The organism is Haloferula sp. BvORR071, assembly GCF_000739615.1.
Lineage (GTDB): Bacteria > Verrucomicrobiota > Verrucomicrobiia > Verrucomicrobiales > Akkermansiaceae > Haloferula.
Genome location: NZ_BATP01000007.1, coordinates 249,899 through 271,060, shown reverse-complemented (window position 1 = coordinate 271,060; position 21,162 = coordinate 249,899). Strand labels below are relative to the sequence as shown.

Sequence of the window (21,162 nt, the reverse complement as noted above, 5' to 3'; positions counted from 1 at the left end):
TCCGGTGGCAGGGTGGGATAACTGCTAGCTGTGAAAACCGCAGCTATCCTTCCTGCGCAGATCCCCGCGCCCGCGCTGGCCTTGGCCGCGTTTCCCGCGCTGCTTACCGTGGGGCTTGTCGGGATCGTGCTCTATGCGGTCTCGGACCTGCAGCGCAGCGGGGCGGTTCCGGATCCCTTCCAGCTCTGGAAAGACCACAGCGGTACGGTGCGGGAGCTGAAGGTGGTGGGCCTGCGCAATGATCCTGAAGGCAGCCAAGTGGAGTTCGTCACGCGCGCGGGTCTCCCCCTCAGCCGCCCTATCACGGACCTGCAGCGCGCGGATCAGGAGCGTGCCTGGGAGGCGGCTTTCGCCCTGAAGCCCGTGCTGAGCTTCAGAGACGCCGCGATGCTCAAAGCTGATACCGGGAGCCTCTACGACCACTATTACCATCTGAACTACACCTTTGATGTCTCCGTCCTGCCGATCAACCGAGTGGTGGAGAACTCAATCAGTCTCAACCATGTGCCGATCGAAGGCCTGCACGGCATGGCTCTCCTGCCGTCAGCGTGGACCTTTGAGTTGAACCTGAACGAACGGCTTCCCCGCGGCCCCGTGGACAGGGACCAGTTGAGATTCAGCACCAGCGGCTACTTCTCGCCACTCTCGCTAAAGGGCGCCGTCGCCGAGGGGCAGCTGACCGCCATCTGCGCGGGCGATCTCACCGAGGAGAAAGTCGTGCTGAAAGTGCCATCCCGCCCCGGGGTGACCTCCAAGGCCAGCGTCGGTCCCATCCAGCTCCGCCTGACTACATCGGGCAGCGCTCCGGAGCTGCGCAAGCTCGCGCTTGAAGTCAGTGGTGCGAATTCCGGGCAGTTGTCCTATGCGGGCTTCAATCAGGAAGGCCCGCGCTCGGATGTCCGGACCACCTACATTGAGGGGAGTCGCAGTGAGATCACGGTCAGCACCGGCTACTACCGCCGGGTGAAGACGGTGGTTGTGCCTTTCTCCGGAACGCCGGAATAAATCAGTCACAGCGGCCGGGGTTCTTCCAATCCTAGGGAGTAGGCGTGCGCGTCGTGCGCCCCTTTCACTCCACACTGCCATGAATCCCTACCACAAGCTTTACACGGCCGAAGACAGCGCCGTCGTCTTCATCGACCACCAGCCGCAGATGACCTTCGGGGTCGCGAACATCGATCGCGCCACCCTGATCAACAACGTCACCTTGCTCGCCAAAGTCGCCAAGGAATTCAACGTGCCCGCGGTCATCACGGCGGTGGAGACGGAATCCTTCAGCGGTTACGTCTGGCCGCAGTTGCTTGATGTCTTTCCCGGCCAACCGGTGGTCGAGCGCAGCTCGATGAACTCTTGGGACGACGAAGGCTTCCGCGAGGCGATCCGCGCCACCGGTCGCAAGAACATCCTGCTCACCGGCCTGTGGACGGAAGTCTGTGTGACCTGGCCGACCATCGAAATGCTCGGCGAGGGCTACAACATCTACGTCGTGGAAGACTGCTGCGGAGCCACCTCCGCGGCTGCCCATGAGGCCGCGCTTTCGCGCATGGTGCAGGCTGGTGCTGTAAGAGTTACGACGATTCCGGCCTTGCTTGAGTGGCAGCGCGACTGGGCTCGCCGCGAGCACTACGACAAGCTCATGGGCCTGATCAAGAATCAGGGCGGAGCCTACGGCGTGGGGGTGGAGTATGCCTACACCATGGTCCACAAGGCTCCTCAATCCGCGCAGAAGCCGCAAATCGTTCCCGCGAAAGCGCATCACTAATTGGGCTCGCACGGTCGTCGCGGATCGGGGATCCGCGGCGGCTCATACTTCTTCCCTCAACTGCCGGCGTACTTCCATGAGGGCGAAGCCGAGCAGGTTCAGCCCGCGCCACTTGGCGGGCTTCTCCGCGCAGGGATTGTCAGCTCCCAGGCCGATGCCCCAGATCGTGTCCCGTGGGCTGGCTTCCACGAGAACCCGATCACCGGTCCCCAACAGAAATTCCCGCATCGTGGAGTGTGCCCGGAACTTCGCGAGATTGCCACGCACCACGATGTCGAAGCGCTCGCGCTTCCAGACATTGTCGTCAAAGTTTGCCACCCCGCGGCCGAGTTCCTTCGCTTGCTTCGGATGAGAAGCCGCAACGATCTTGTCCACCGCTGCAATGTCACCGAAGAGCCGCGCCTTCTCCGCCATCATCCAATGCTCGGCGGTAGCATAGGTAATGCCATCCACGCCGAAGGGCGATTCGAACCATTGGCTGAAGCAGGTCTTCGTCACACTGCCATCTCCGGATGGAGTATGACCCCAGAAGAAAAGGAACTTCACCCGCTCACCCGTGGCGATGCGTCGGACGAGGTCTTCGCGGTTTGATACGGTATCCATAGTAGTGATATTCTCCTGCCTCCGGGCTATCTTTTCCTTTCCAGCGGGGCTGCCGGCCGCGGCCCTCCCAAGAGGAGTCGTGTCGCCTTCGTGCCCGCGGGGGAGGGGCTTTTAGCGGTGGGGGGAACGATGTGTCCACATTCCATCCCTTGCAGCAGTAAGGAAAATTACTTAATTTCTCCGAAGTGATTATCCCGCGCTGGACAATTCGGAACCAGCTGCTAGAAAAAATCGTCCTACCCCCAAAGGCCTTCCCTCGCTCCCCCGATTCTGCTCCCCACCATGAAAACGCGTGCTCCCCGTCGCTACTTTCATCGCCACTATGTGAATGTGGCGACGCCACGGGATGAGCGTGACGCGAGGGATCCCGCGTGGTCTGCTGCTACATGGATAGGCTTTGCCGCAGTGGCTACCGGCGTGGTATGTTCGGTGGCGTATATGCTCGGATAAGTTCAGACAGACCTTATCTGTCGGCTGAGGTACGGTGCTTGTGGTAATTGCCCCGAGCCTGCGCTCAATCCCACTGTGCCTCCGCGCGGTTCTTCAGCAGTCCGGCCCACCATCCGCCGCACTTCACCCAGCCGTGGCGGGTGAAGCCCTTTTCGTCCTGAACCTTCACGCGGAAGACCGCTTGTGAACGGGATGCCTTGAAATCTTCGGCGTAAGAGTATCGCCGCTCGGAGGAGAGCACCTTCAGCCCCTCCCGTTCCGCCCAGTCCTTGAGGATCTGCGTTGAGCGCCGCTCCTCCCAGTAGACTCCCCAGATGATCGCCGCTGCGACCAGCAGCAGCCAGAACACCACCGAATATGCATGCATCGTGGCGTCACTCTGCCCAGCCGGGCGGAAGATTGCATCATAAATGATGAATGGAGCCGCGCGATTCCGTGGTCACAAGCCGCCACGCCTCCCCAAAATCAGGAGAGAAGCCGCAGCCGCAGCCGCGCGCAGCAGACCGATCCCAGACCTTGAAGCCATGAACCCGCCACCGGAAGAAGATCACAGCGTCACCGTCGTGGTCCGGCGGCGGACCAAGCCGGGCTGCGAGCAGCCCTTTGAGGAGGCCATGCGCCAGTTCATCGACTTCGCCCTGTCCTCGCCGGGGAACCGCGGCATCCACGTCCTCCGCTCGGAGCAGGCAAATCCCGCGGCTACACCGTCGTCGACCGCTTCGCCGATGCCGCGACGCGCAAGGCCTTCACCGCCACTTCCACCTACCAGGCCTGGATGGCCCGCCTTCGCGAGCTCACCGAGGGCGACCCGCATATCTCCGAAATGGAGGGCCTCGCCGGCTGGTTCACCCTGCCGGACCAGCCCGCCCGCAAGCCCCCGCCGAAGCCAAAGATGGCCCTCGTCACCTTTCTCGGCGTCTACCCGCTGACATCCATCCTGCCACCTCTCTTCAAGAAGCTCCTGCCCGGCTGGCACCCGCTCGCGGTGAATATCGTGGTCACCGGCATGGTGGTCGCCCTGCTCACCTGGGTGGTCATGCCAAATCTCACCAAGCTCTTCCGCAAGTGGCTCTGGCCTGAACCTCACTAACCTTCCTCCATTATGGAAACACCCGATCTCATCCTCTACAACGGCAAGATCACCACCCTTGATCCTGCTCGTCCCACGGCCAGCGCCCTCGCCATCAAGGACGGCCGCATCCTCGCCAGCGGCGGGGAAGGGGACTTCACGCCCGGCCCCGCGACCAAGCGCATCGACCTCCAGGGTCACCGCGTGATTCCCGGCCTGAATGACTCGCACCTCCACCTGATCCGCGGCGGGCTGAACTACAACATGGAGCTGCGCTGGGATGGCGTGCCCTCACTGGCCGATGCCCTGCGCATGCTGAAAATCCAGGCCCACCATACGCCGCCCGGCCAGTGGGTCCGCGTGGTCGGCTCATGGAGCGAGTTCCAGTTCATCGAGCGTCGCATGCCGACCTTGGAGGAGCTCAATGAAGCCGCGCCGGATACGCCCGTCTTCATCCTCCATCTCTACTGCCGTGCACTCCTGAACCGTGCCGCCCTGCGCGCCTGCGGCTACACCAAGGACACGCCAGATCCTCCCGGCGGCGAGATCCAGCGCGACAAGCAGGGCAATCCCACCGGCCTGCTCATCGCGCGGCCGAATGCGATGATCCTCTACGCCACCCTCGCCAAGGGCCCGAAGCTCCCGCCGGATCACCAGCTCAATTCCACCCGCCACTTCATGCGCGAGCTGAACCGCCTCGGCGTCACCAGTTGCATTGATGCCGGCGGCGGCTTCCAGAACTACCCGGACGACTACGAGATCATCCGTCAGCTCCACCAGCGCGGCGAGATGACCGTCCGCATCGCCTACAATCTTTTCACGCAACGGCCGAAGCAGGAGAAAGACGACTTCGCCAAGTGGATGAAGATGACCAAGCCCGGCGAGGGCGACTCCTTCTTCCGGATGAATGGGGCAGGGGAGATGCTCGTCTTCTCCGCCGCCGACTTCGAGGACTTCCTCGAGCCTCGCCCCGATCTCGCGCCGTCGCTGGAAAACGAGCTGGAGGACGTCGTCCTGGCCCTCGCCTCGAATGGCTGGCCCTTCCGCCTCCACGCCACCTACGACGAAAGCATCTCGCGCTTCCTCGACGTTTTCGAGCGCGTCAACAAGGCCGCACCCATCGGTGGCCTGCACTGGTTCTTCGATCACTGCGAGACCATCTCGGACCGCAATCTAGACCGCGTCGCCGCCCTCGGCGGTGGCATTGCGATCCAGCACCGCATGGCCTTCCAGGGTGAATACTTCGTCGATCGCTATGGTGCCGATGCGGCGCGGCGCACTCCTCCCGTGAGGGCGATGCTTGACCGCGGCATCCCCGTCGGCGCTGGCACCGATGCCACCCGCGTGGCGAACTACAATCCCTTCAATTCTCTCTGCTGGCTGGTCAGCGGTCGCACCTTGGGCGGCTTGGAACTCTATCCTGAATCCAATCGCCTCAGCCGCGAGGAAGCCCTCCGCCGCTACACGGTTGGCAGCGCTTGGTTCTCCCGCGAGGAGCAGAGCAAGGGTACTCTTGCTCCCGGCCAGCTCGCTGACCTCGTGGTCACCAGCGAGGATTACTTCGAAGTCCCGGAGGAGCGCATCCGAGATCTCCACTCGGTGCTCACCATCGTCGATGGCAAACCGGTGTATGCCGCCGGTCCCTTCAAGGAGCACGATGCCCCCGCGATCCCGATCCTGCCGGACTGGTCACCGGTTAAGCGCTTCGGGGGCTACGGCGCGCCTCTGTGGGATGGCCGCACGCCTCCTCTGACCAGCAAGTCCAGCCCCGCCTATTCCACCGCCGGCCTCTGGGGTTCCGGGTGCGACTGCTTCGCTTTCTAGGACCACGTTCATGGCCCTCGACAACAAATCCAAGCGGGCCCACGTAGGGGTCCGCTTGGATTGTATCAGGGTGATCCGGTTTCTTACATCACTGCCTGCTGCTTCTTCAGCCGCAGTAGCGTGTTCACGTTCTCTTGGCTCCGCGGCAGCATATGCAGGCGGATCACGTTCTTCATGGACTCCATCACGCCGGGATCCTGCAGGGCTTCTTCATACTCGCGGACGCCATGCTCTTCACCGGCCTGCAGTACTGCCAGTGCCGGAGAATCGCCCAAAGCCAAAGCACCTCCTTCAAGTGCCTTCGCAAAGCCACCCCACATCCCGGAGCTGAAGGAGGCATCGCCTCCCATTTCCGCAATGTGCTGTCGTAGGCGACTCGCGTTGTCCTCGTGCACCGCCAGGATGTGGCGGAGCGACGGGGTTTCACGGTCGGCACTGAAGGAGGAGATTGCTTGAGTGTAGGTCTCGATCGCGGCGATCTCGCCCCGCAACAGTTGATTGCAGGCATCAATGCAGGCTCGCTCCGGCGAGACCATCCGTTGCGGTCGCGGCACGCGGCTGTTTTGCGCGATTTCCCACGCGCGCGCCGCCCCTATGGCCAACAAGGCATGTGGAATGAATGGAACCACCGCCCGCAGCGTGCCGCCGACCAGACGACCCAGCGGCAGGCTGCGCGCCAGATAGCCGACGCCGAAGCCGGCGGCCAGCGAACCAAGCGGATGCTTTACAACCGCGCTTTCAACTTCAGCGCGGGCTTCCTGCAACCGCTGCTTGCCGCTGTTCATCTTCTGCTCCACCCATTGATCCGGGTGGAGGTCCTTTGCTCGTGGAATATTCACGGTGGGTAAGGTTGGGGGATGAGTGGATTTACCAGCGGCGTCGTAGCTTCGCCGCGCGGTCGGCGAGATCGGAAAAGCGGTCACCCACGTGATCGCTGAAGTTGACCACGCGATCGCCGAGATCGGAGAGCGTGCGGTTGTGGCGCAGGCTATCCCATGCGTCGTGGGCACCCTTGTTGGCATCCGTCATGGAGCCCAGCAGCATCTGCCGCAGGCCGTTGCTACGCCGTGGCGAGAAGAGGATGTAGCCGAGCGCCAAACCGGCAAGAGCGGCCCCCGCGATGTCGGCGATGGAAGCATTGCGCACATGGCGGCGCGCCTTTTCCATAAACTCTTGGCGGAAGCCGTTCGAACGATGGAGATCGTTCCAGTGCGATTCCGTGTCGACGGGCTGTGGAATGTCCCTTGAGGCGCGCTTGTCGCGCGAGTCCGCTTCCAAATCCTCGCCATGCGATGTGTAGTGATCACTTGCTCGTGTATTCATGACGCAGGGGCTTTCGCAGACCCCGCGCCATCCCGATTGCCATCGCAAGTGCTTGGCTCGCTGCCACTAAGGATCCGGCCTATCAAGGCATCACCACTTTTGCGGTGCGCGATGCGTGTTTGATTGAGGCATTTTGCAATGCGGGATCGCCGAGGCGAAACGCCCAGCCCTCCTCTGCGATTTGCGTGTGCTCGAGACGCTGCCCCGCCACGAAAGCCCATGAAATCAAGGCCTCGCCGTCTGGCATGGTGCGAGCGGAAGCATTCCGGACATCAACTAGTCAAACACCATGAAACCAACGATTGCTTTTCCTTTTCCCCATACCGGTCGCCTTGCCTTGCTGCTCGCCGCCAGCAGTTCCATTTCGCTCACCCCTCTCTACGCGGCCGATGGCCCCGAGCCGGGAGTGAATAGTCCGGTCGCTGGCGAAGAGGCGATCAAAGGCAGCGAAGTTCACACTCCGCCCGCCGAGCCCAAGGCAGAGGCGAAGGCCGAAGCTCCACGAGCCAAACCCAATGACCAGATGCAGGCCGTCCTTGATCAGCTCACCGCCTTGGGCGGCAAGCCCGTCACCGAGCTTTCACCGAAGGACGCTCGCAAGCAGCCATCGCCCGCCGATGCGGTGAAGAAGGTAATGGAGAAGAACGGCGTCAAAGCGGACAAATCCGGAAAGACCGATAACGTCAGCATCAAGCTCTCCACCGGTAGTGTCGATGGCCGCGTCTATCGCCCCGAGGGTGACGGGCCTTTCCCGGTGATCCTCTACATCCACGGCGGCGGCTGGGTCCTCGCCGATCTGGATACCTACGACGCCAGCGCCCACGCTCTCAGTAAATCCGTGCATGCTTTGGTCATCTCCACCGACTACCGCCACGCACCGGAGCACAAGTTCCCCGCCGCTCATGAAGATGTCTTCGGCGCCTACCAGTGGACTCTCGAGAATGCCGGCAAGTGGAGTGGCGATGCCTCGCGCGTTGCCGTCGTTGGCGAAAGCGCCGGCGGCAACATGGCCGTTGCCCTCAGCATGATGGCCCAGGACAAAGGCATGCAGATGCCCATTCATCAGGTGCTCGTCTATCCAGTCGCGACCACCGCCATGGATGGCGAGTCCTACAGGCAACACGCCCAGGCCGCGCCACTGAATGCCGCCATGATGAAGTGGTTCTTCGACCAAACGCTCTCCAAGGTTGAGGACTGGAAGAATCATCAGATCAACCTGCTCGAAGCGAAGACCCTCGCCGGTTTGCCTCCCACTACGATCATCACCGCTGACATCGACCCCTTGCGCTCCGATGGCGAGATGCTTGCCAAGAAGCTCGAGGCCGATGGCGTGAAGGTCGACTACAAGAACTACGAAGGCGTGACCCACGAATTCTTCGGCATGGGTGCCGTCGTAGGTGCCGCCCAGGATGCCATGGACTTCGCCGCCGCGAACCTCAAGGCCGCCTTCGACGGCAAGGATAAGTCCCCGGCTATCGGCAAGCAGCCGCCCGCCGTAGCAGAGTAAGGGATCGACCGACGCTCTCTTCATCCAACGAGCATCCAATCCTTTGCTGGGCCCCGTGGCATCCGCCGCGGGGCCTTTTTGTTGAATGCCGCCTCAGGGCGTCGGTTTTTTGGGCGGACTCCTTCTTTCAGAAGGTTTTTACCCGACCTCTTCTCGCTCTCCACGAGGGCTGCTCTCTGAAATTCCAAATCTCAAATTTCAAATCTCACTCCGCCCCCGAAGACCACATCATACCCCACCTCAAACTCCTCCCCTTCATCTTCCCACCCGAGCGCCCGGAAATGCTCATTGCTCTCGTCATAGGGGCAGCGCGCCTTCACCACCGGCCTAAACCCGAAGCGCTCGTAAAACCCGGGATCTCCCAGCACGAATACGACTGCTCCCGCAATCGGTTGCTCCTTCAGCGTGTGCCGGATCAGCTGGGAGCCCAGTGCTGAATTCTGCTTCTCCGGGGGCAATCGCCACCGGTGCCAGATGATGGCCGATCATCGCCAGATCATGCGTGGCCGCGTGTAGAGGAGGTAACCGATGATATCTCCATTCTCATCTTTTCCCATCACCCAGCCGTGCCGCGTTCTTTCCGACGTCTGCATCGCCAGCTCGACCAACCGCGACTCACAGCGGCTCGGCGCGAAGACCGCATCCAGCAAGGACAAGATCAAAGGCAGATCGGCGGGTTTGGCAGGGCGGATCATCATAGGGAGATCGGGAGTTCTCTTCTTCCCAGGCTCGCTGCCGATTCGCCTTCAAACCAGCTATTTTCGATGGCAGAATGGCTTGCGTGTCGCAGCAGTCGTCCAGAGCCTTGCCATGGCTGCCTCGCTCACGGATTGACCACGGCAGCGAGTAAGGGTGAATTATCGTCAAACCCATGCCCGATTCGCCTCCCCTGATCCAAGATGTGCTCGTGCTCGGCGCGGGCAGTGCCGGCTTGCTGGCCGCCCTCTCGCTGAAACGCAAGCTGCCTCACCTCGGCGTCCGCATTGTCCGCAGTCCGGATATCGGCGTTATCGGGGTGGGTGAGGGGACCACGCCGAATTTCCCGCAGCATCTCTTCGACTACCTCGGGCTGAACCGGAAGCACTTCCATGCCCATGCCGAGCCCACATGGAAGCTCGGCATCCGCTTCCTCTGGGGCACCCGCGGGCGCTTCGACTATAGCTTCGATCAGCAGCTCGATTTCGCCGCGCCCGATCTGCGCATGCCGAACGGCTTTTATTGCGATGACGACTTCCGCTGCCTCAGCCTGCCGGGCGCACTGATGTGGCATGGCAAGGCCTTCGCGAAGCAAGACAACGGCTGTCCGGACATCCAGGGCTGGCACGCCTTCCACATCGAGAACGAGAAGCTCGTCCATGTCCTCGAGGAAGCCGCGCGCGCCAGCGGCGTTGAGATCATCGATGGCAAGGTAACCGGTGCCGATCGCTTGCCGGGTGGTGGCGTTGCCGCCGTGCATCTGGAAGACGGTCAGCGCTTGGCCGCAGACTTCTTCATCGATGCCAGCGGCTTCCGCAGCGAGCTCCTCGGCAAGGTGCTGCAGGAGGAATACATCAGCTTCTCGGACGCACTTTTCTGCGACCGCGCCGTGGTCGGCGGTTGGGACCGCGCGGAGGAACCGATCTTGCCCTACACCACCGCCGAGCAGATGGATGCTGGCTGGGCCTGGCAGATCGAGCACGAGCACCATGTGAACCGTGGCTACGTCTATTCCTCCTCCTTCATCAGCGATGAGCAGGCAGCCGAGGAATTCCTGCGCAAGAATCCCAAGGCTCCAAAGTCGCCGCGGATCGTGAAATTCCGCAGCGGCTGCTACCGCCGCCAGTGGGTCGAGAACGTCGTGGCGATCGGGAATGCCGGTGGCTTCGTCGAGCCCTTGGAGGCGACAGCGCTGATGATCGTCTGTGGCAACCTCCAGACCTTGGTGGAGATCCTCAATCGCAGCCGCTTCCGGCCCACGCCTTCACTGCGCGATCTCTTCAATGAGCTCACGGGCAAGGCTTGGACGGATATCCGCGACTTCCTCGCGCTCCACTACAAGCTGAACAACGCACCGCAGACATCCTTCTGGGAGCATTGCCGCGCCGAGACGAACCTTGGCAATGCGGCCAGTCTGCTGGATTTCTACCAGGAGAACGGGCCGACCGGTTTCTGCCGTTACCGCCTGTCCGGGATGCAGAATGACTTCGGCCTTGAGGGCCATCTGGTAATGCTGGTCGGCAATCAGATTCCCCATCGCGCGAGCTACACCGCGCCCGAGCAGGAACGCCAGCGTTTCGAAGCGCGCCGCCAGCAGTTCAGCGCAATGGCCCTCGCTGGCCTCGACGTGAAGGACACCCTTGCCTTCGTTCGTCACCCCGGCTGGCAGTGGAACGGTGATACTCCCGCAGGATAGAGAGGAGTGCTAGCAGCATCGCACAGAGCGAGGGGATGGGTTCGTGGAAAAGCTTCATTTGGAAGCGCTCCCGTCACGGCCTATTCGCTGCGTGAAATTTCCGTGAATCCCCGCTTCATCTTGCAGGATTCCCGCCACTCTCCACAGTGCAGCGGTCATATCGCGATCAAGCGCGATACCATCACTGAAAACCATAACACGCTTCAATCGAGCAAGTATCATGAAACCTCGCCTTGCCCTCCTCGCCTCCTTCTCTTTCCTCCTCGCCGCCCCCGCTGCTCTCGCCCAGACCAAGGCCCCCGAAGCACCCAAGGAAGCCCCAAAGGAGGCCGCTGGCACTCCCGTGAAGGAAGCCGACTATGCCAAGGGTATCCTCGGCACCTGGCGCCAGGACATCAAGCAGGGGCCGATGGTCGGCCATGGCCTCACCACCTACACCGAAGACGGCAAGGCTTCGGCTGAGCTCAACATGGACGTCCAAGGCCAGAAGATGCAGGTCACCATGAAGGCCAAGTGGAGCATCGAGAAGAACAAGATGAGCGTCGAGATCATCGAGTGCAGCATGCCCGAGATGATGCCCGTGGGCACCAAGATCGCCCAGACCATCATCTCCCTCACCGACAAGGAATTCACCTACAAGGACGAGACCGCCGGCGAGCAGATCACCGAAAAGCGCGTCAAGCCCGAGGACAAGAAGCCTGCCGCCGAACCGAAGCCGGCCACGAAGTAAAGGGAGCTTTGATTCAACCCCGCCCGCACCTCATCTCACCTGATGGGCTGCGGGCTTTTTCTTTTGTCAGCCCACGACAATCCATGCTGCCTCACGTCGAGCCGGATTGGGATCACGTTCCTGACAATACCTAAGACCCTAACCCAAGCCCTTCAACACCCCGTTCGCATCCCCCAAATCCTTCACCTTCACCCCGGCCTTCTCCAGCATCCCGAGCCACAAGGCGCACAGCGGCGTGCCCTGCTCATAGACCTCGTGGCTGCCATTGTTCAGCCCTGCCTTTGAACCACCCGCGATCACGATCGGCACATGGTGCGGGTGGCTCGTCAGTCAATAGCGAAGCTTGTATTCCCAACGCAGGAGCATCGGTGCGATCGGAATAATCACGTCATCCAAACCCGCCGCCTTGGCCGACTCAGGGCAGGAGAAGGCGATAGAAGCGCCGCGGCGTGCCGCTCGGTGGGGTGTCGAGGAACGAGATCACTCCGGATGAATCGGCCGCCTGTGTTCTCAGTGTCTGCCAGTCGCCGGGGGCTAAGTCCGAACTGAACTGGATCGTATATTCCTGCCCGGCGTTTCCGATAAAGCCGACGGTAAATCCGCCACCTACTTCCGCACGGATCGAGCCGCTGTTTTGCACCGTTTCCGCACTGCTGTAGGAAATCGCATTGTCGCTGCTCGTGGCAATCGTGTTGCCGTTCGCGGATAAATCGAGGGCAACGCCTGCGGCAATCGTCGCGATCACGGTGCCGTTCCAAGTCATGCCGGTGACAGCAACATCGTAGTTCGGGCCACTCCCCGTGACCGTTGCGGTCGTTGCCCCGGCGCTGCCGCTCAGGATGACATCTCCTGTCGTGAAGCCGGTGACCGCCTCGCTAAAGACGACGGTGAAATGAATGGGGGTCGAGATGGTCGGATCGCTCTGGCCGGCGGCTTGGTTGATGGTGACCGAAGGCGGAGTGACATCGAGTTCATAGGCGCCGATGTCCACCGTTCCGCTATCCACGCGGGCGAAACTCCGCTGGTCCGTGGTGACGCCGCCCGGGATCAGGGCGTTGCTGCCCGCGTTGATGGCCGGGCTGCCTGTGAGAAGCTCGAACGTGTGGGTGGGGCCGCCGTTGTCGGCCAGCGCCCCCAGGTTGGCGGCTTGCCCGGTGAGGTTGTGAGTGCCGGCCAGCGTGACGCCGGACGGGTTCTGCACCAGATTGCAATCGCCAGCGCCGACGCTGCCGCTGAGGTCCGGGCCGGTGGGCGCGCTGTTGCCCGCCACGATCGTGTTGGACAGGCTCGCCGTGCCGGCGGCGATGTCGATGGCGCCGCCTTTGATGGAAGCACTGTTGCCTGCAAAGGTGCAGCCCGTCACTGTCAGATTGCTGCTGCTGCGCAGAGCTCCGCCGCTGCCGTTGGGGCTGGAGCCGGTCGTGCTGTTGGAGGAAAAGGTGCTGTTGGTCAGTGTCAGTGAGCCGCTGTTTTGAATGGCGCCGGCGCTGAGGGCGGAACTGTTGTCGGCCAGAGTGCAGTTCGTGACGGCCATCGTGCCGCCGTTGCGAAGCGCGCCGCCGACCAAGGTGGTCTGATTGCCGGAGAGCGTGCAGTTCGTCACGGTAATGACAATGGGCGGCGTGAAGTTGCCGGAGTAGATCGCACCACCGGCGCCGCTGTTGATGGCTCCGACCCCGTTTCCCTCGCTCAGGGTCAGGTTGGAGAAATTCACCGTGTTCGAGACATTCACCGTGCCTTGGGTGACGCTGAAAATGCGGCTGGCATGATTGCCTGAAATCGTGACTCCGGGCACACCCGCCGGGCCGGCGATCGTCAGGTTTTTGGCGATCACCATCTCGCCGCCCGTCAGGGTGATCTGACCCGTCACGCTGAAGGTGATGGTGCCGCCGGGGGATACGTATCGAACCGCTTCCCGCAGGGTGCAATCGTTGGCGCCCGCAGTGCCGTCGTCGTGATCCGCCAGCGAGTCGACGACGAGGCTGCTGCCTTGGTCGAGATCCGATTCCACCGCGCCGATGCACACACGTCCCTTCTTGATCCGCGGAAAGTTCGCTCCGCGCTGGTCGTAAGGCGTGCTCGTGGCATCGAAGGCCGGGTCACCCGCGTCAATCGCCGGGCTGCCCGCCAGCGGCGCGTGGGTTTTCGTCGGGCCGCCGTTGTTTTGCAGCGGCCCGAGCAAGGGGGACTGCCCGATGATGTTGTACGAGCCCCCGGTGCTGCCGAAGATGTCGTAGATGTCTGGACCCGAACTCGCGGTGTTGCCGGCCACGATGGTGTTCGAAAGGTTCAGCGTTCCCTGGCTTTTGATGCCACCGCCGAGCCGCGCCGAATTGCCGGTGATCGTGCTGTTCGCGATCGCCAGCGTACAACCGCTGTCGAAGTTGTTGATGCCGCCGCCACCGGGTTGGGCTGAATCGTGGACGGACAAGGAACGGTTGGCCGAGATCGTGCAGTTACGGATCGTCATCACATGGGTATTGAGGACTCCTCCGCCCAGGCCGAGTGCGTCGGCGTTCGCGGTATTCCCCGAGATGGTGCTGTCCGTGATCGTTGCCGTGCCGGAGTTGATGATGCCCCCGCCTGCGGCGGCGGTGTTGCCGGAAATCGTGCTGCTCCCGATCGTCAGGGTCCCGCCGGCGACGTAGATCGCCCCGCCGTTTTCGGCGTTGTTGTTGGAAAGGGTGCTGCCGGTTACCGCCAGGGTGCCGGCGGCCATGTAGATCGCGCCGCCGTTGGTCGCGCCATTGGCGGAGAACGTCGTGTCGGCAATCGTCAGCGTGCCACCGGTCATGTAGATGGCACCGCCATAACTCTGAAAGCCAGCGCTATCGGTGATGCCGTTGCCGTTGCCGTCCGTCAGCGTGATGCCGGAGATGCCGACGCTGCCGCTGCTGATGTCGAAAATCGAAGTGGCATAATTGATCCGTTTCACGATCAGGCTGCCCGCGCCCGGCCCGGCGATCGTGAGATCCTTGGCGATGTTGATATGGCCGCTGCTTGTCAGCGTGATGGTGCCCGTCACACTGAAATCGATGGTATCACCCGAAGCCGCCGCCGCGATTTGATCGCGCAGCGTTCCCGGGCCCGTATCGGCAAGGCTGGTCACGGTCAAGATGGCGGCGTGGGTCTCGTGGGATAGGCCGAAACCCATCAACACCAAGCAAGCCGGGAGGGCACGGCGCAGTCTTCGCATCCTCCCATTGTGATCGCTTCCCGTCTTTCCTAACAGGAAATACCAAAATTTCCGGAAAAGGGCCGACTGGCTCCTGCATCCCGAGCCTCACGCATTCCGAAACCTCGAAGAGGCGGCCGGGAGATAGCCCAAGGCAAGCGCTAGCGCAGCCCTGGCTTTCCAGAGGGCCAAAGGCCCGCCCTATACCAGCCTAGGGCAACGCGCTAGTAACTCTGCCGCAAAGCAACAAGGAGGGCTGAAAGCCTGATCCAACCGCTCGCCACTCCGCCACCCTTTTCAACGACCACCTTCAGCCCAAACCCCTCAAAGCCCCGTTCGCATCCCCGAGATCCTTCACCTTCACCCCTGCCTTCTCCAGCATGCCGAGCCAGAGCGCGCAGAGCGGGGTGCCCTGGTCGTAGACCTCATGGCTGCCATTGTTCAGCCCCGCCTTGGAGCCACCTGCAATCACGATCGGCACATTGTGCGGATCATGGGAATTGCCATCGCGGATCGGCGAGCCGAAGCCCACCATCGAGCGCTCCAGTAGATTGCTGTCGCCCTCCTTGAGCTCCTTCATCCGGTCCAGCATGTAGGCGTATTGCTCCACGTGCCAGCGGTTGATCTTCTCATACTGGTCGAGCTTGTTGATGTCGTTGCTGTGGTGGGAGAGATCGTGGTGCCCACCGTTCACCCCTTCCAGGAAGGAGAAGTTCCGCCCGGTCACGTCGTTGCCAAACATGAAAGTGGAGACCCGCGTGGAGTCCGACCAGAAGGCCAACACCATCAGGTCCATCATGATCCGGCAGTGCTCCGCGTGGTCGAAGCGCGGGCGTGAGTTCAGCTCCTCCTCGCGCGAGGCCTTGCCCATGCCCTTCGAGATCCGCTTGTCGAGTTCGTCCAGCTGCTTGAGCAGTTCCGGCGGCAGGTTCTCCCCGGCGCCCAGCGTCGCGGCCTCCGCCTCGATGCGGCGCTCTACCTCGCGGATCGATTCCAGATACTGGTCCAACTTGCTCTTGTCCGCTTGGCCCAGCTTCGATTGCAAGCGCTTCGCATCCGTGCTCACCAGATCGAGCACCGACTTGTCATCGCTGGCTTGCTTCTCGCCACCCTTCGAACGCCCGCGGAAGAGCCGGTCGAAGGCAACCCGCGGGTTGATCTCGCAGGGCAGCGGCACGGTGGAGGTTTTCCACGCGATGTGTGAGGCGTAGAGACGCGTGTAGTTGACGTTCGTGTCGATCCCCGTGGCCACCGGCTCCGTGCCCAGTTCCAGCGAGGGCAGCTTGCTGTCTCTGCCGATCTGCTGCGCCGCGATCTGGTCCATCGAGGTCGCGCCCGCGGCGATGTCAGAGCCGGTCGTCTTTGTGATCGTGGTACCCGTCAGCCAGCCACCGGTTTTCACATAGTGCCCGTCACCGGTGAAGGAGGCCTTGTTTTGCAGGCCGGTCAGGATCAGCAGCTCCTGCTTGTGCTTCTCGAGCGGCGAGAGAATGGGAGAGAGTGTGAAGTTCCGGCCCTTGCCATCTGGCGTCCATCGGTCCGACCGCACCCCGTTCGGCATGTAGAGCAGCGCGATTCTGATCGGCAGCGATCCCCCCTTGCTCGCCGCCATCAGCGGTTGCATCGCATCGAGAAGGGGCAGCGCCAGGGTTGCACCCGCTCCGCGCAGAAAGCTGCGGCGCGGCATCAGCCACTTCTGGGATTGGATATTCGCCATCGGTCGGATCGCCTGCAGGATATAAGCTTCAGCGCTGGGGTGGCAGCACGAATTCGTGTTCCCGGCGTTCCCGACGCGCGCGATGGAACTCAAGCTGGCTCACCACACAGCCGAACATCGAGCCCCAGAAGAGCAAGCCGAGCACAGCGCGTGGCAGCAACGACCAAGAGACTTCGATTTCCCCAACGGCGTCGTAGAACCCGAGGATCAGCACCACCAGCAGTAGCACCGTGCCCAGGCGGCTTTTCATCAGCACCGTGAGACCGGTCAGGATCAACAGGCCCGAAATCAGTGAATACATCAGACCGCCGCTGCCGCCCAAGACGAGCCAGATCCCCGGTCCTACGGTGAGTCCGATCAAGAGCATCAGCAGCCCCGGACAAGCGAACTCCGGGTTCCGGAGAGGCTTCCAGGCGGCCTTGGTGAGGATCTTCATCGCTTCGCGCTGCGGTTTTGGAAGGGCTGGGATTCGACCACTGACAGGATCAGGGTCTGCATCTTCAGCTCATCCTTGCGGAGCTTGACGACCAGCTCGGAGATGACCGGCTCATCGTAATACTCCAGCGGTCTTCCCAACGAGTAGCCGAGTATCTTTCTTGCAAGATTGCGAAGAAAAAGATCATCGGACCCCGCCAGTAGCTTTTTCAGCTCCGCCGGGGTTGAAAATGCAATGTCTCCCGGCAGGACCGCCTTGGAGTCGATCGGCGCTCCGTTCGCGTCCGTAGTCCGCCAGCGCCCGATCGCGTCGAAATTCTCCAGCCCGAAGCCCAGCGGGTCGATTTTCTCGTGGCAGGCGGCGCAGGTGGCTCTCTTGCGGTGCATCTCCAAGGTCGCCCGGAAGGATAGGCCGCTGGTGGACTTGTCATCGCCGGGCAGCACCCCGGCGTCGGGCGGGGGTGGGGGTGGCGGCGTTCCCAGCAGGGTGTCCAGGATCCACTTCCCGCGCTTCACCGGGCTAGTCCGCAGCGGCAGCGAGGTCGCGGTCAGGATCGAGGCTTGGCCGATCACCCCGCCGCGGTTCGGATCACTGAGCTCCACCTTTTGCATCTGGCTGCCGCTTACGCCGGTGATGCCGTAATGCTGGGCCAGTTCGGCATTCACGAAGGTGTAGCTGGCATTGATCAGCTCGCTCGCCGGACGGTTCGCTTGGACCAGGTAATTGAAGAACTCCACCGACTCCCGGTACATCGCGACCCGCAGGTTCTGCGTGAAGGTGGGGAAGCGCTTGGTATCCGGCTCCGAATTCTCGCGCAGCTCCTCGAAGCCCAGCCACTGCCCCGCGAAGTTCCGCGCCAGGCTTTCGGCCTTCGGATCTGCGAGCATCCGCACTGCTTCCGCCCGCAAGGTCGCGGGCTCAGAGAGCTTGCCCTCATCCGCCAGCTTCAGCAGCCGGCGGTCCGGCATCGAGGCCCACAGGAAGTAGGACAGCCGCGTCGCCAGCTCGAAGTCATTCACCCTCCACTCCTCCTTGCCCGCCTGATCCTCCTCGATTCGGAACAGGAAGGCGGGATGTACCAGCAGCGATTGCAGCGGCACCCGCAGCGCATCCTCATATGCCTCACCGCCTGCCAAGCGCTCGTTGAAGGCATTCAACAGGGGTGCGAGGTCCTCGTCCGTCACCCGCTTGCGGAAGGCCAGCGAGGCATGCGTGAGCAGCACCGTCCGCGCCGCTTGGTCTGGCGGAGTCTTGTCATTCGGCTTGGCGATGATCACCCGCTCAAGGTGCTTCGGGTCTTCGTAGATCGCCGCCATCACCTTCTTGGAGGCCGCGAGATACTTTTCCATCAGCGAGGGTTGGACGAAGAGGGCATCGCCAACATTGTCGAAGCCCTCTCCGCCCGCTCCGTCGGAGGGGAAATCTTTGCCCGCCTGGAAATCGATGCCGAAGAGATCGCGGACGGTGTTGTTGTATTCGTTGCGGTTCAGCCGCCGCACCGTGCTGCGTCCCGGATTGCGCGGGAAATCGCCGCGCTCCAGCTTGCCTAGCACCCCGCGGATCTCCGCCACCAGCGCCTTGCGCTCTTCCTCCGTCGGCAGCTTGTCCTCGTCATCCGGCGGCATGTCGCCGTCTTCCACCTGCTTCGCGATGTTCTCCAGGAAACGGTGGTTCCGGAACGCGCTCTCGGTCGAGAGCAAGTGCTGCACCTCGATCCCGCCCTTCTGCTTCTTCTCCCCGTGGCAGTCGTAGCAATAGCGCGACAGCAGCGGTGTCGCCTTGTCCGCAAAGGAATCCGCCGCCACCCCGCTCAGGGAAGATGTGAGGAAAGCAATGATGACGGGACGAATGAACACAGGGCAGGCAAGAAACGTCCTGTGCCTCCTTCGGCTTTCAAGGTTTTGGCAGCTGGACGCTGGTTCCGGGCGATTAAGCGCTCGCCTTTACCTTGGTAATCCCGTTTGTTTGAAGCCTTATGAAGATCCCGCTTCTCCTGCTTCTCGGAGCGATGGTCCTAGCCACGCCGGTGCGGGCCGAGACGCTGCCAGAAGTACAAAAGGCCTTCGCCGCGCAGCAGGACAAGATCTCGGCGAATCACCTTGAGGAATTGGAGAAGCTGCGCACCCAGTTGACTGCCGCGCTGGGAAAAGGAAGGGAGACGGCAAAGAAGGCGGGCGACTTGGATGCCGTGAAGGCCTTCGATACGGAGATCGAACGCTGGAAGCGTGATGGGGATTTGCCGATTGTGGAGGAGACCCGTCCGGAAATCGCCAAGCTACACGGGGTTTATCGCAACGCGGTGGACGTAATCCAGCTCAAGAAGCAACGGGCGGTAGTTGCTTGGTTTGAAGAATATGAGAAGCGGCTTGGCGCACTTGAGAAGACTCTGGTAGCGGCGGACAAGATTGAGGACGCCGAGGCGGTCAGGATCGAGCGCAATGCCATTAGTGGAAGCATGACCGTGCGGGATGCCGTCGACGCGGTGAAGAAGGCGAACGAGGCAAAGCCGACCGCGGCAGGCAAGGGCAGTGGCGAAGCCAGTGGCTGGACCACCTTGAAGGGGGTGAAGTGGAAGACCGCCACCGGCGGGCAGTATCTCAAGTATCTTGAGAACTTCGAGCGCCCGATCATGGCCAACGGGAAGCTGTTGGAGAGGAAGGATTATATCTTCTCCCATGCTCCTGTTAGAGTGGAGTATGAGTTTGAAAAACCGATCACGTCCTTCCGGGCCGACGCGGGCGTTGCCGAGGGTATGGCGGAAGCCGACGTGATTTTTGCGGTCGAGACCGCCGAGGGCGAGGTATTCCGGAGCAAGGTTCTCAAGGCCGGGGACGGGAAGAAGATCGATATCACCTTCAAACCGACCAAGAAATTGGTGCTCGTGGTGGAAGACAACGGCCGAGATTCGGGTGACTGGTCTTACTGGCTCAAGCCGGAGTACCGGTGAGCCAGAGCAAGGACCTCCACATCGGTTTTAATCCACTGGCTTCCCTACAGCAGATGCGCCCCTTGGGCCGGGCGGGAAGCGAGGATCTGCGGCTTGATGCCGGTGGCTTCCTCATACTCGCGGGCCATGGTCGCCGCGATCTGCTCGACCTTGCCGGACTCGCAGAGCGTCACCGTCGATCCGCCGAAGCCGCCGCCGGTCATGCGTGCGCCGATCACGCCGCCATTGCGGCCGATCGCGCGGGCAATTTCGACCATCAGGTCGAGCTCCTTGCAGGAGACCTCGAAGTCATCGCGCAGGGAGTCGTGGCTCGCGGCCATCAAAGGCCCGAGCGCTTCGAAGTCGTTCTTCGCCAGTGCCTCCGCGGCGGCCACGGTGCGGGCAATTTCGCCCACGACGTGGCGTGAGCGGCGGTTCACCGGATCGCCGAGCTGGTCCCAAGCCGCTTCCACTTCACCCGGGGTGACGTCGCGCCAGGACTTTTTGCCGATGATCGCGAGGCCGTCCTCGGTGTTCTTGCGGCGGGCTGCGTAGCCCCCGTCGGAGAGTTCATGGTGTACCATGGTGTTCGCGATGAGCACCGTGAGGTCCGGATTCTCGAAGGGCACCAACTCCGGCTCGCCGCTCATGCAGTCGATCAGGATCAAGCGGTTGGCCTTGCCGAAGGCGGAGGCGAACTGGTCCATGATTCCGCAGGGCACCCCGGCGTAGTCGTGCTCCGCCTTCTGGCACAGCAGCGCCTTCTCCTTGGTATCCAGCACCGTATCGAGAAGTCCTTCGAGCAAGGTCGCCACGCAGCACTCCAGAGCCGCGGAGGAGGAGAGGCCCGCGCCACGCGGCAGCGAGGAAAGCACGTAGGCATCGAAGCCCGGCAGGTGATGGCCACGCTGCTGGAAGCCTTGGAAGACCCCGCGCAGGTAGTTCGCCCACTTGGGTTCAGTGACTTGCTGCGGCACGTTCAGCGGCAGCACCGCCGGCTCGCCGCCCAAGGCGGTCACGACCCGGGCCTCGTTCGTGCCATTCAGGACCGCCGCAATCACAATATAGCGGTCAATCGCGAAGGGCATGACGAAGCCATCGCAATAGTCGATGTGTTCACCGATCAGGTTCACGCGGCCGGGCGCGGCGGCGATCACCGTGGCTTCGGAGCCGAAGTGTTCCTTGAGGCCCGCGGAGGCGTCGGCGGCGAGATCGGAAAGGGAAGGGGCAAGATCGATGGACATGTCG

At 62.3% G+C, this 21,162-nt stretch carries 20 protein-coding genes; 8 read left to right on the top strand and 12 right to left on the bottom strand.

What is annotated here, in order from left to right; translation table 11 throughout:
- Positions 1-30 precede the first annotated feature (30 nt).
- The gene (locus tag BV071_RS06430; RefSeq protein ID WP_035603596.1) at positions 31-1,005 is read left to right on the top strand and encodes a hypothetical protein; all 975 of its coding nucleotides are present in this window, start codon (positions 31-33) and stop codon (positions 1,003-1,005) included.
- Positions 1,006-1,084: 79 nt separating this feature from the next.
- Positions 1,085-1,762, top strand: coding sequence for a hydrolase (locus tag BV071_RS06425; protein WP_035603594.1), 678 nt, complete (start codon positions 1,085-1,087; stop codon positions 1,760-1,762).
- Positions 1,763-1,804: 42 nt separating this feature from the next.
- On the opposite strand, the gene BV071_RS06420 is transcribed toward BV071_RS06425, so the two are convergent.
- Both BV071_RS06420 and BV071_RS06415 read right to left on the bottom strand, forming a co-directional pair.
- A complete protein-coding gene (locus tag BV071_RS06420) occupies positions 1,805-2,365 on the bottom strand; it encodes an NADAR family protein (protein WP_035603590.1) in 561 nt (186 codons plus the stop codon).
- A gap of 514 nt (positions 2,366-2,879) precedes the next feature.
- Positions 2,880-3,182 (bottom strand): hypothetical protein, encoded by a 303-nt coding sequence (locus BV071_RS06415; protein WP_035603587.1) that lies wholly within the window; start codon positions 3,180-3,182, stop codon positions 2,880-2,882.
- A 408-nt stretch (positions 3,183-3,590) separates the two neighbouring features.
- On the opposite strand from BV071_RS06415, the gene BV071_RS06410 reads away from it, so the two are divergent.
- Both BV071_RS06410 and BV071_RS06405 read left to right on the top strand, forming a co-directional pair.
- Positions 3,591-3,905, top strand: a complete 315-nt coding sequence (locus BV071_RS06410) for a hypothetical protein (protein ID WP_265594134.1) — start codon at positions 3,591-3,593, stop codon at positions 3,903-3,905.
- 12 nt (positions 3,906-3,917) lie between these two features.
- Positions 3,918-5,708 carry an amidohydrolase gene (locus BV071_RS06405; protein ID WP_035603585.1) on the top strand — a complete coding sequence of 597 codons (1,791 nt, stop codon included), beginning with the start codon at positions 3,918-3,920 and terminating at the stop codon, positions 5,706-5,708.
- Positions 5,709-5,791: 83 nt separating this feature from the next.
- Here the strand turns inward: BV071_RS06405 and BV071_RS34710 are convergent, their stop codons facing one another.
- The 3 genes from BV071_RS34710 to BV071_RS35215 all read right to left on the bottom strand — a co-directional run bounded on the left by BV071_RS34710 (position 5,792) and on the right by BV071_RS35215 (position 7,278).
- Positions 5,792-6,547: a DUF2383 domain-containing protein gene (locus BV071_RS34710; protein WP_265594133.1), complete on the bottom strand. Its 756-nt coding sequence runs from the start codon at positions 6,545-6,547 to the stop codon at positions 5,792-5,794.
- A 28-nt stretch (positions 6,548-6,575) separates the two neighbouring features.
- Positions 6,576-7,031, bottom strand: a complete 456-nt coding sequence (locus BV071_RS35220) for a hypothetical protein (protein WP_035603579.1) — start codon at positions 7,029-7,031, stop codon at positions 6,576-6,578.
- 82 nt (positions 7,032-7,113) lie between these two features.
- Positions 7,114-7,278 (bottom strand): hypothetical protein, encoded by a 165-nt coding sequence (locus BV071_RS35215; protein WP_265594132.1) that lies wholly within the window; start codon positions 7,276-7,278, stop codon positions 7,114-7,116.
- A gap of 42 nt (positions 7,279-7,320) precedes the next feature.
- Between BV071_RS35215 and BV071_RS06385 the strand changes: the two genes are divergently transcribed.
- Positions 7,321-8,538 carry an alpha/beta hydrolase gene (locus tag BV071_RS06385; RefSeq protein ID WP_265594131.1) on the top strand — a complete coding sequence of 406 codons (1,218 nt, stop codon included), beginning with the start codon at positions 7,321-7,323 and terminating at the stop codon, positions 8,536-8,538.
- A 485-nt stretch (positions 8,539-9,023) separates the two neighbouring features.
- Here BV071_RS06385 and BV071_RS06375 read toward each other — a convergent pair whose 3' ends face one another.
- A complete protein-coding gene (locus BV071_RS06375) occupies positions 9,024-9,236 on the bottom strand; it encodes a hypothetical protein (protein ID WP_035603575.1) in 213 nt (70 codons plus the stop codon).
- A gap of 173 nt (positions 9,237-9,409) precedes the next feature.
- On the opposite strand from BV071_RS06375, the gene BV071_RS06370 reads away from it, so the two are divergent.
- Both BV071_RS06370 and BV071_RS06365 read left to right on the top strand, forming a co-directional pair.
- Positions 9,410-10,930 carry an FAD-dependent oxidoreductase gene (locus tag BV071_RS06370; RefSeq protein ID WP_035603572.1) on the top strand — a complete coding sequence of 507 codons (1,521 nt, stop codon included), beginning with the start codon at positions 9,410-9,412 and terminating at the stop codon, positions 10,928-10,930.
- Between the two features lie 220 nt (positions 10,931-11,150).
- Positions 11,151-11,660 (top strand): hypothetical protein, encoded by a 510-nt coding sequence (locus BV071_RS06365; RefSeq protein WP_035603571.1) that lies wholly within the window; start codon positions 11,151-11,153, stop codon positions 11,658-11,660.
- Positions 11,661-11,798: 138 nt separating this feature from the next.
- On the opposite strand, the gene BV071_RS35210 is transcribed toward BV071_RS06365, so the two are convergent.
- From BV071_RS35210 to BV071_RS06345, 5 genes are all read right to left on the bottom strand, one after another.
- A complete protein-coding gene (locus BV071_RS35210; RefSeq protein WP_265594130.1) occupies positions 11,799-11,969 on the bottom strand; it encodes a hypothetical protein in 171 nt (56 codons plus the stop codon).
- 106 nt (positions 11,970-12,075) lie between these two features.
- A complete protein-coding gene (locus tag BV071_RS06360; RefSeq protein WP_035603568.1) occupies positions 12,076-14,814 on the bottom strand; it encodes a right-handed parallel beta-helix repeat-containing protein in 2,739 nt (912 codons plus the stop codon).
- A gap of 331 nt (positions 14,815-15,145) precedes the next feature.
- Positions 15,146-16,552 (bottom strand): DUF1552 domain-containing protein, encoded by a 1,407-nt coding sequence (locus BV071_RS06355; protein WP_052572970.1) that lies wholly within the window; start codon positions 16,550-16,552, stop codon positions 15,146-15,148.
- A gap of 28 nt (positions 16,553-16,580) precedes the next feature.
- On the bottom strand, positions 16,581-16,988 hold the full coding sequence (locus tag BV071_RS06350; RefSeq protein ID WP_035603565.1) for a hypothetical protein: 408 nt from the start codon (positions 16,986-16,988) through the stop codon (positions 16,581-16,583).
- A complete protein-coding gene (locus tag BV071_RS06345) occupies positions 16,985-18,844 on the bottom strand; it encodes a DUF1592 domain-containing protein (protein WP_052572969.1) in 1,860 nt (619 codons plus the stop codon). The genes BV071_RS06350 and BV071_RS06345 overlap by 4 nt, the downstream gene beginning before the upstream one ends.
- A gap of 119 nt (positions 18,845-18,963) precedes the next feature.
- On the opposite strand from BV071_RS06345, the gene BV071_RS06340 reads away from it, so the two are divergent.
- Complete coding sequence (locus tag BV071_RS06340; protein ID WP_035603562.1) at positions 18,964-19,935, top strand: NPCBM/NEW2 domain-containing protein; 972 nt, start codon at positions 18,964-18,966, stop codon at positions 19,933-19,935.
- A gap of 44 nt (positions 19,936-19,979) precedes the next feature.
- Here the strand turns inward: BV071_RS06340 and galK are convergent, their stop codons facing one another.
- Positions 19,980-21,158 (bottom strand): galactokinase, encoded by a 1,179-nt coding sequence (galK, locus tag BV071_RS06335; RefSeq protein WP_035603559.1) that lies wholly within the window; start codon positions 21,156-21,158, stop codon positions 19,980-19,982.
- Between the last annotated feature and the right edge of the window lie 4 nt (positions 21,159-21,162).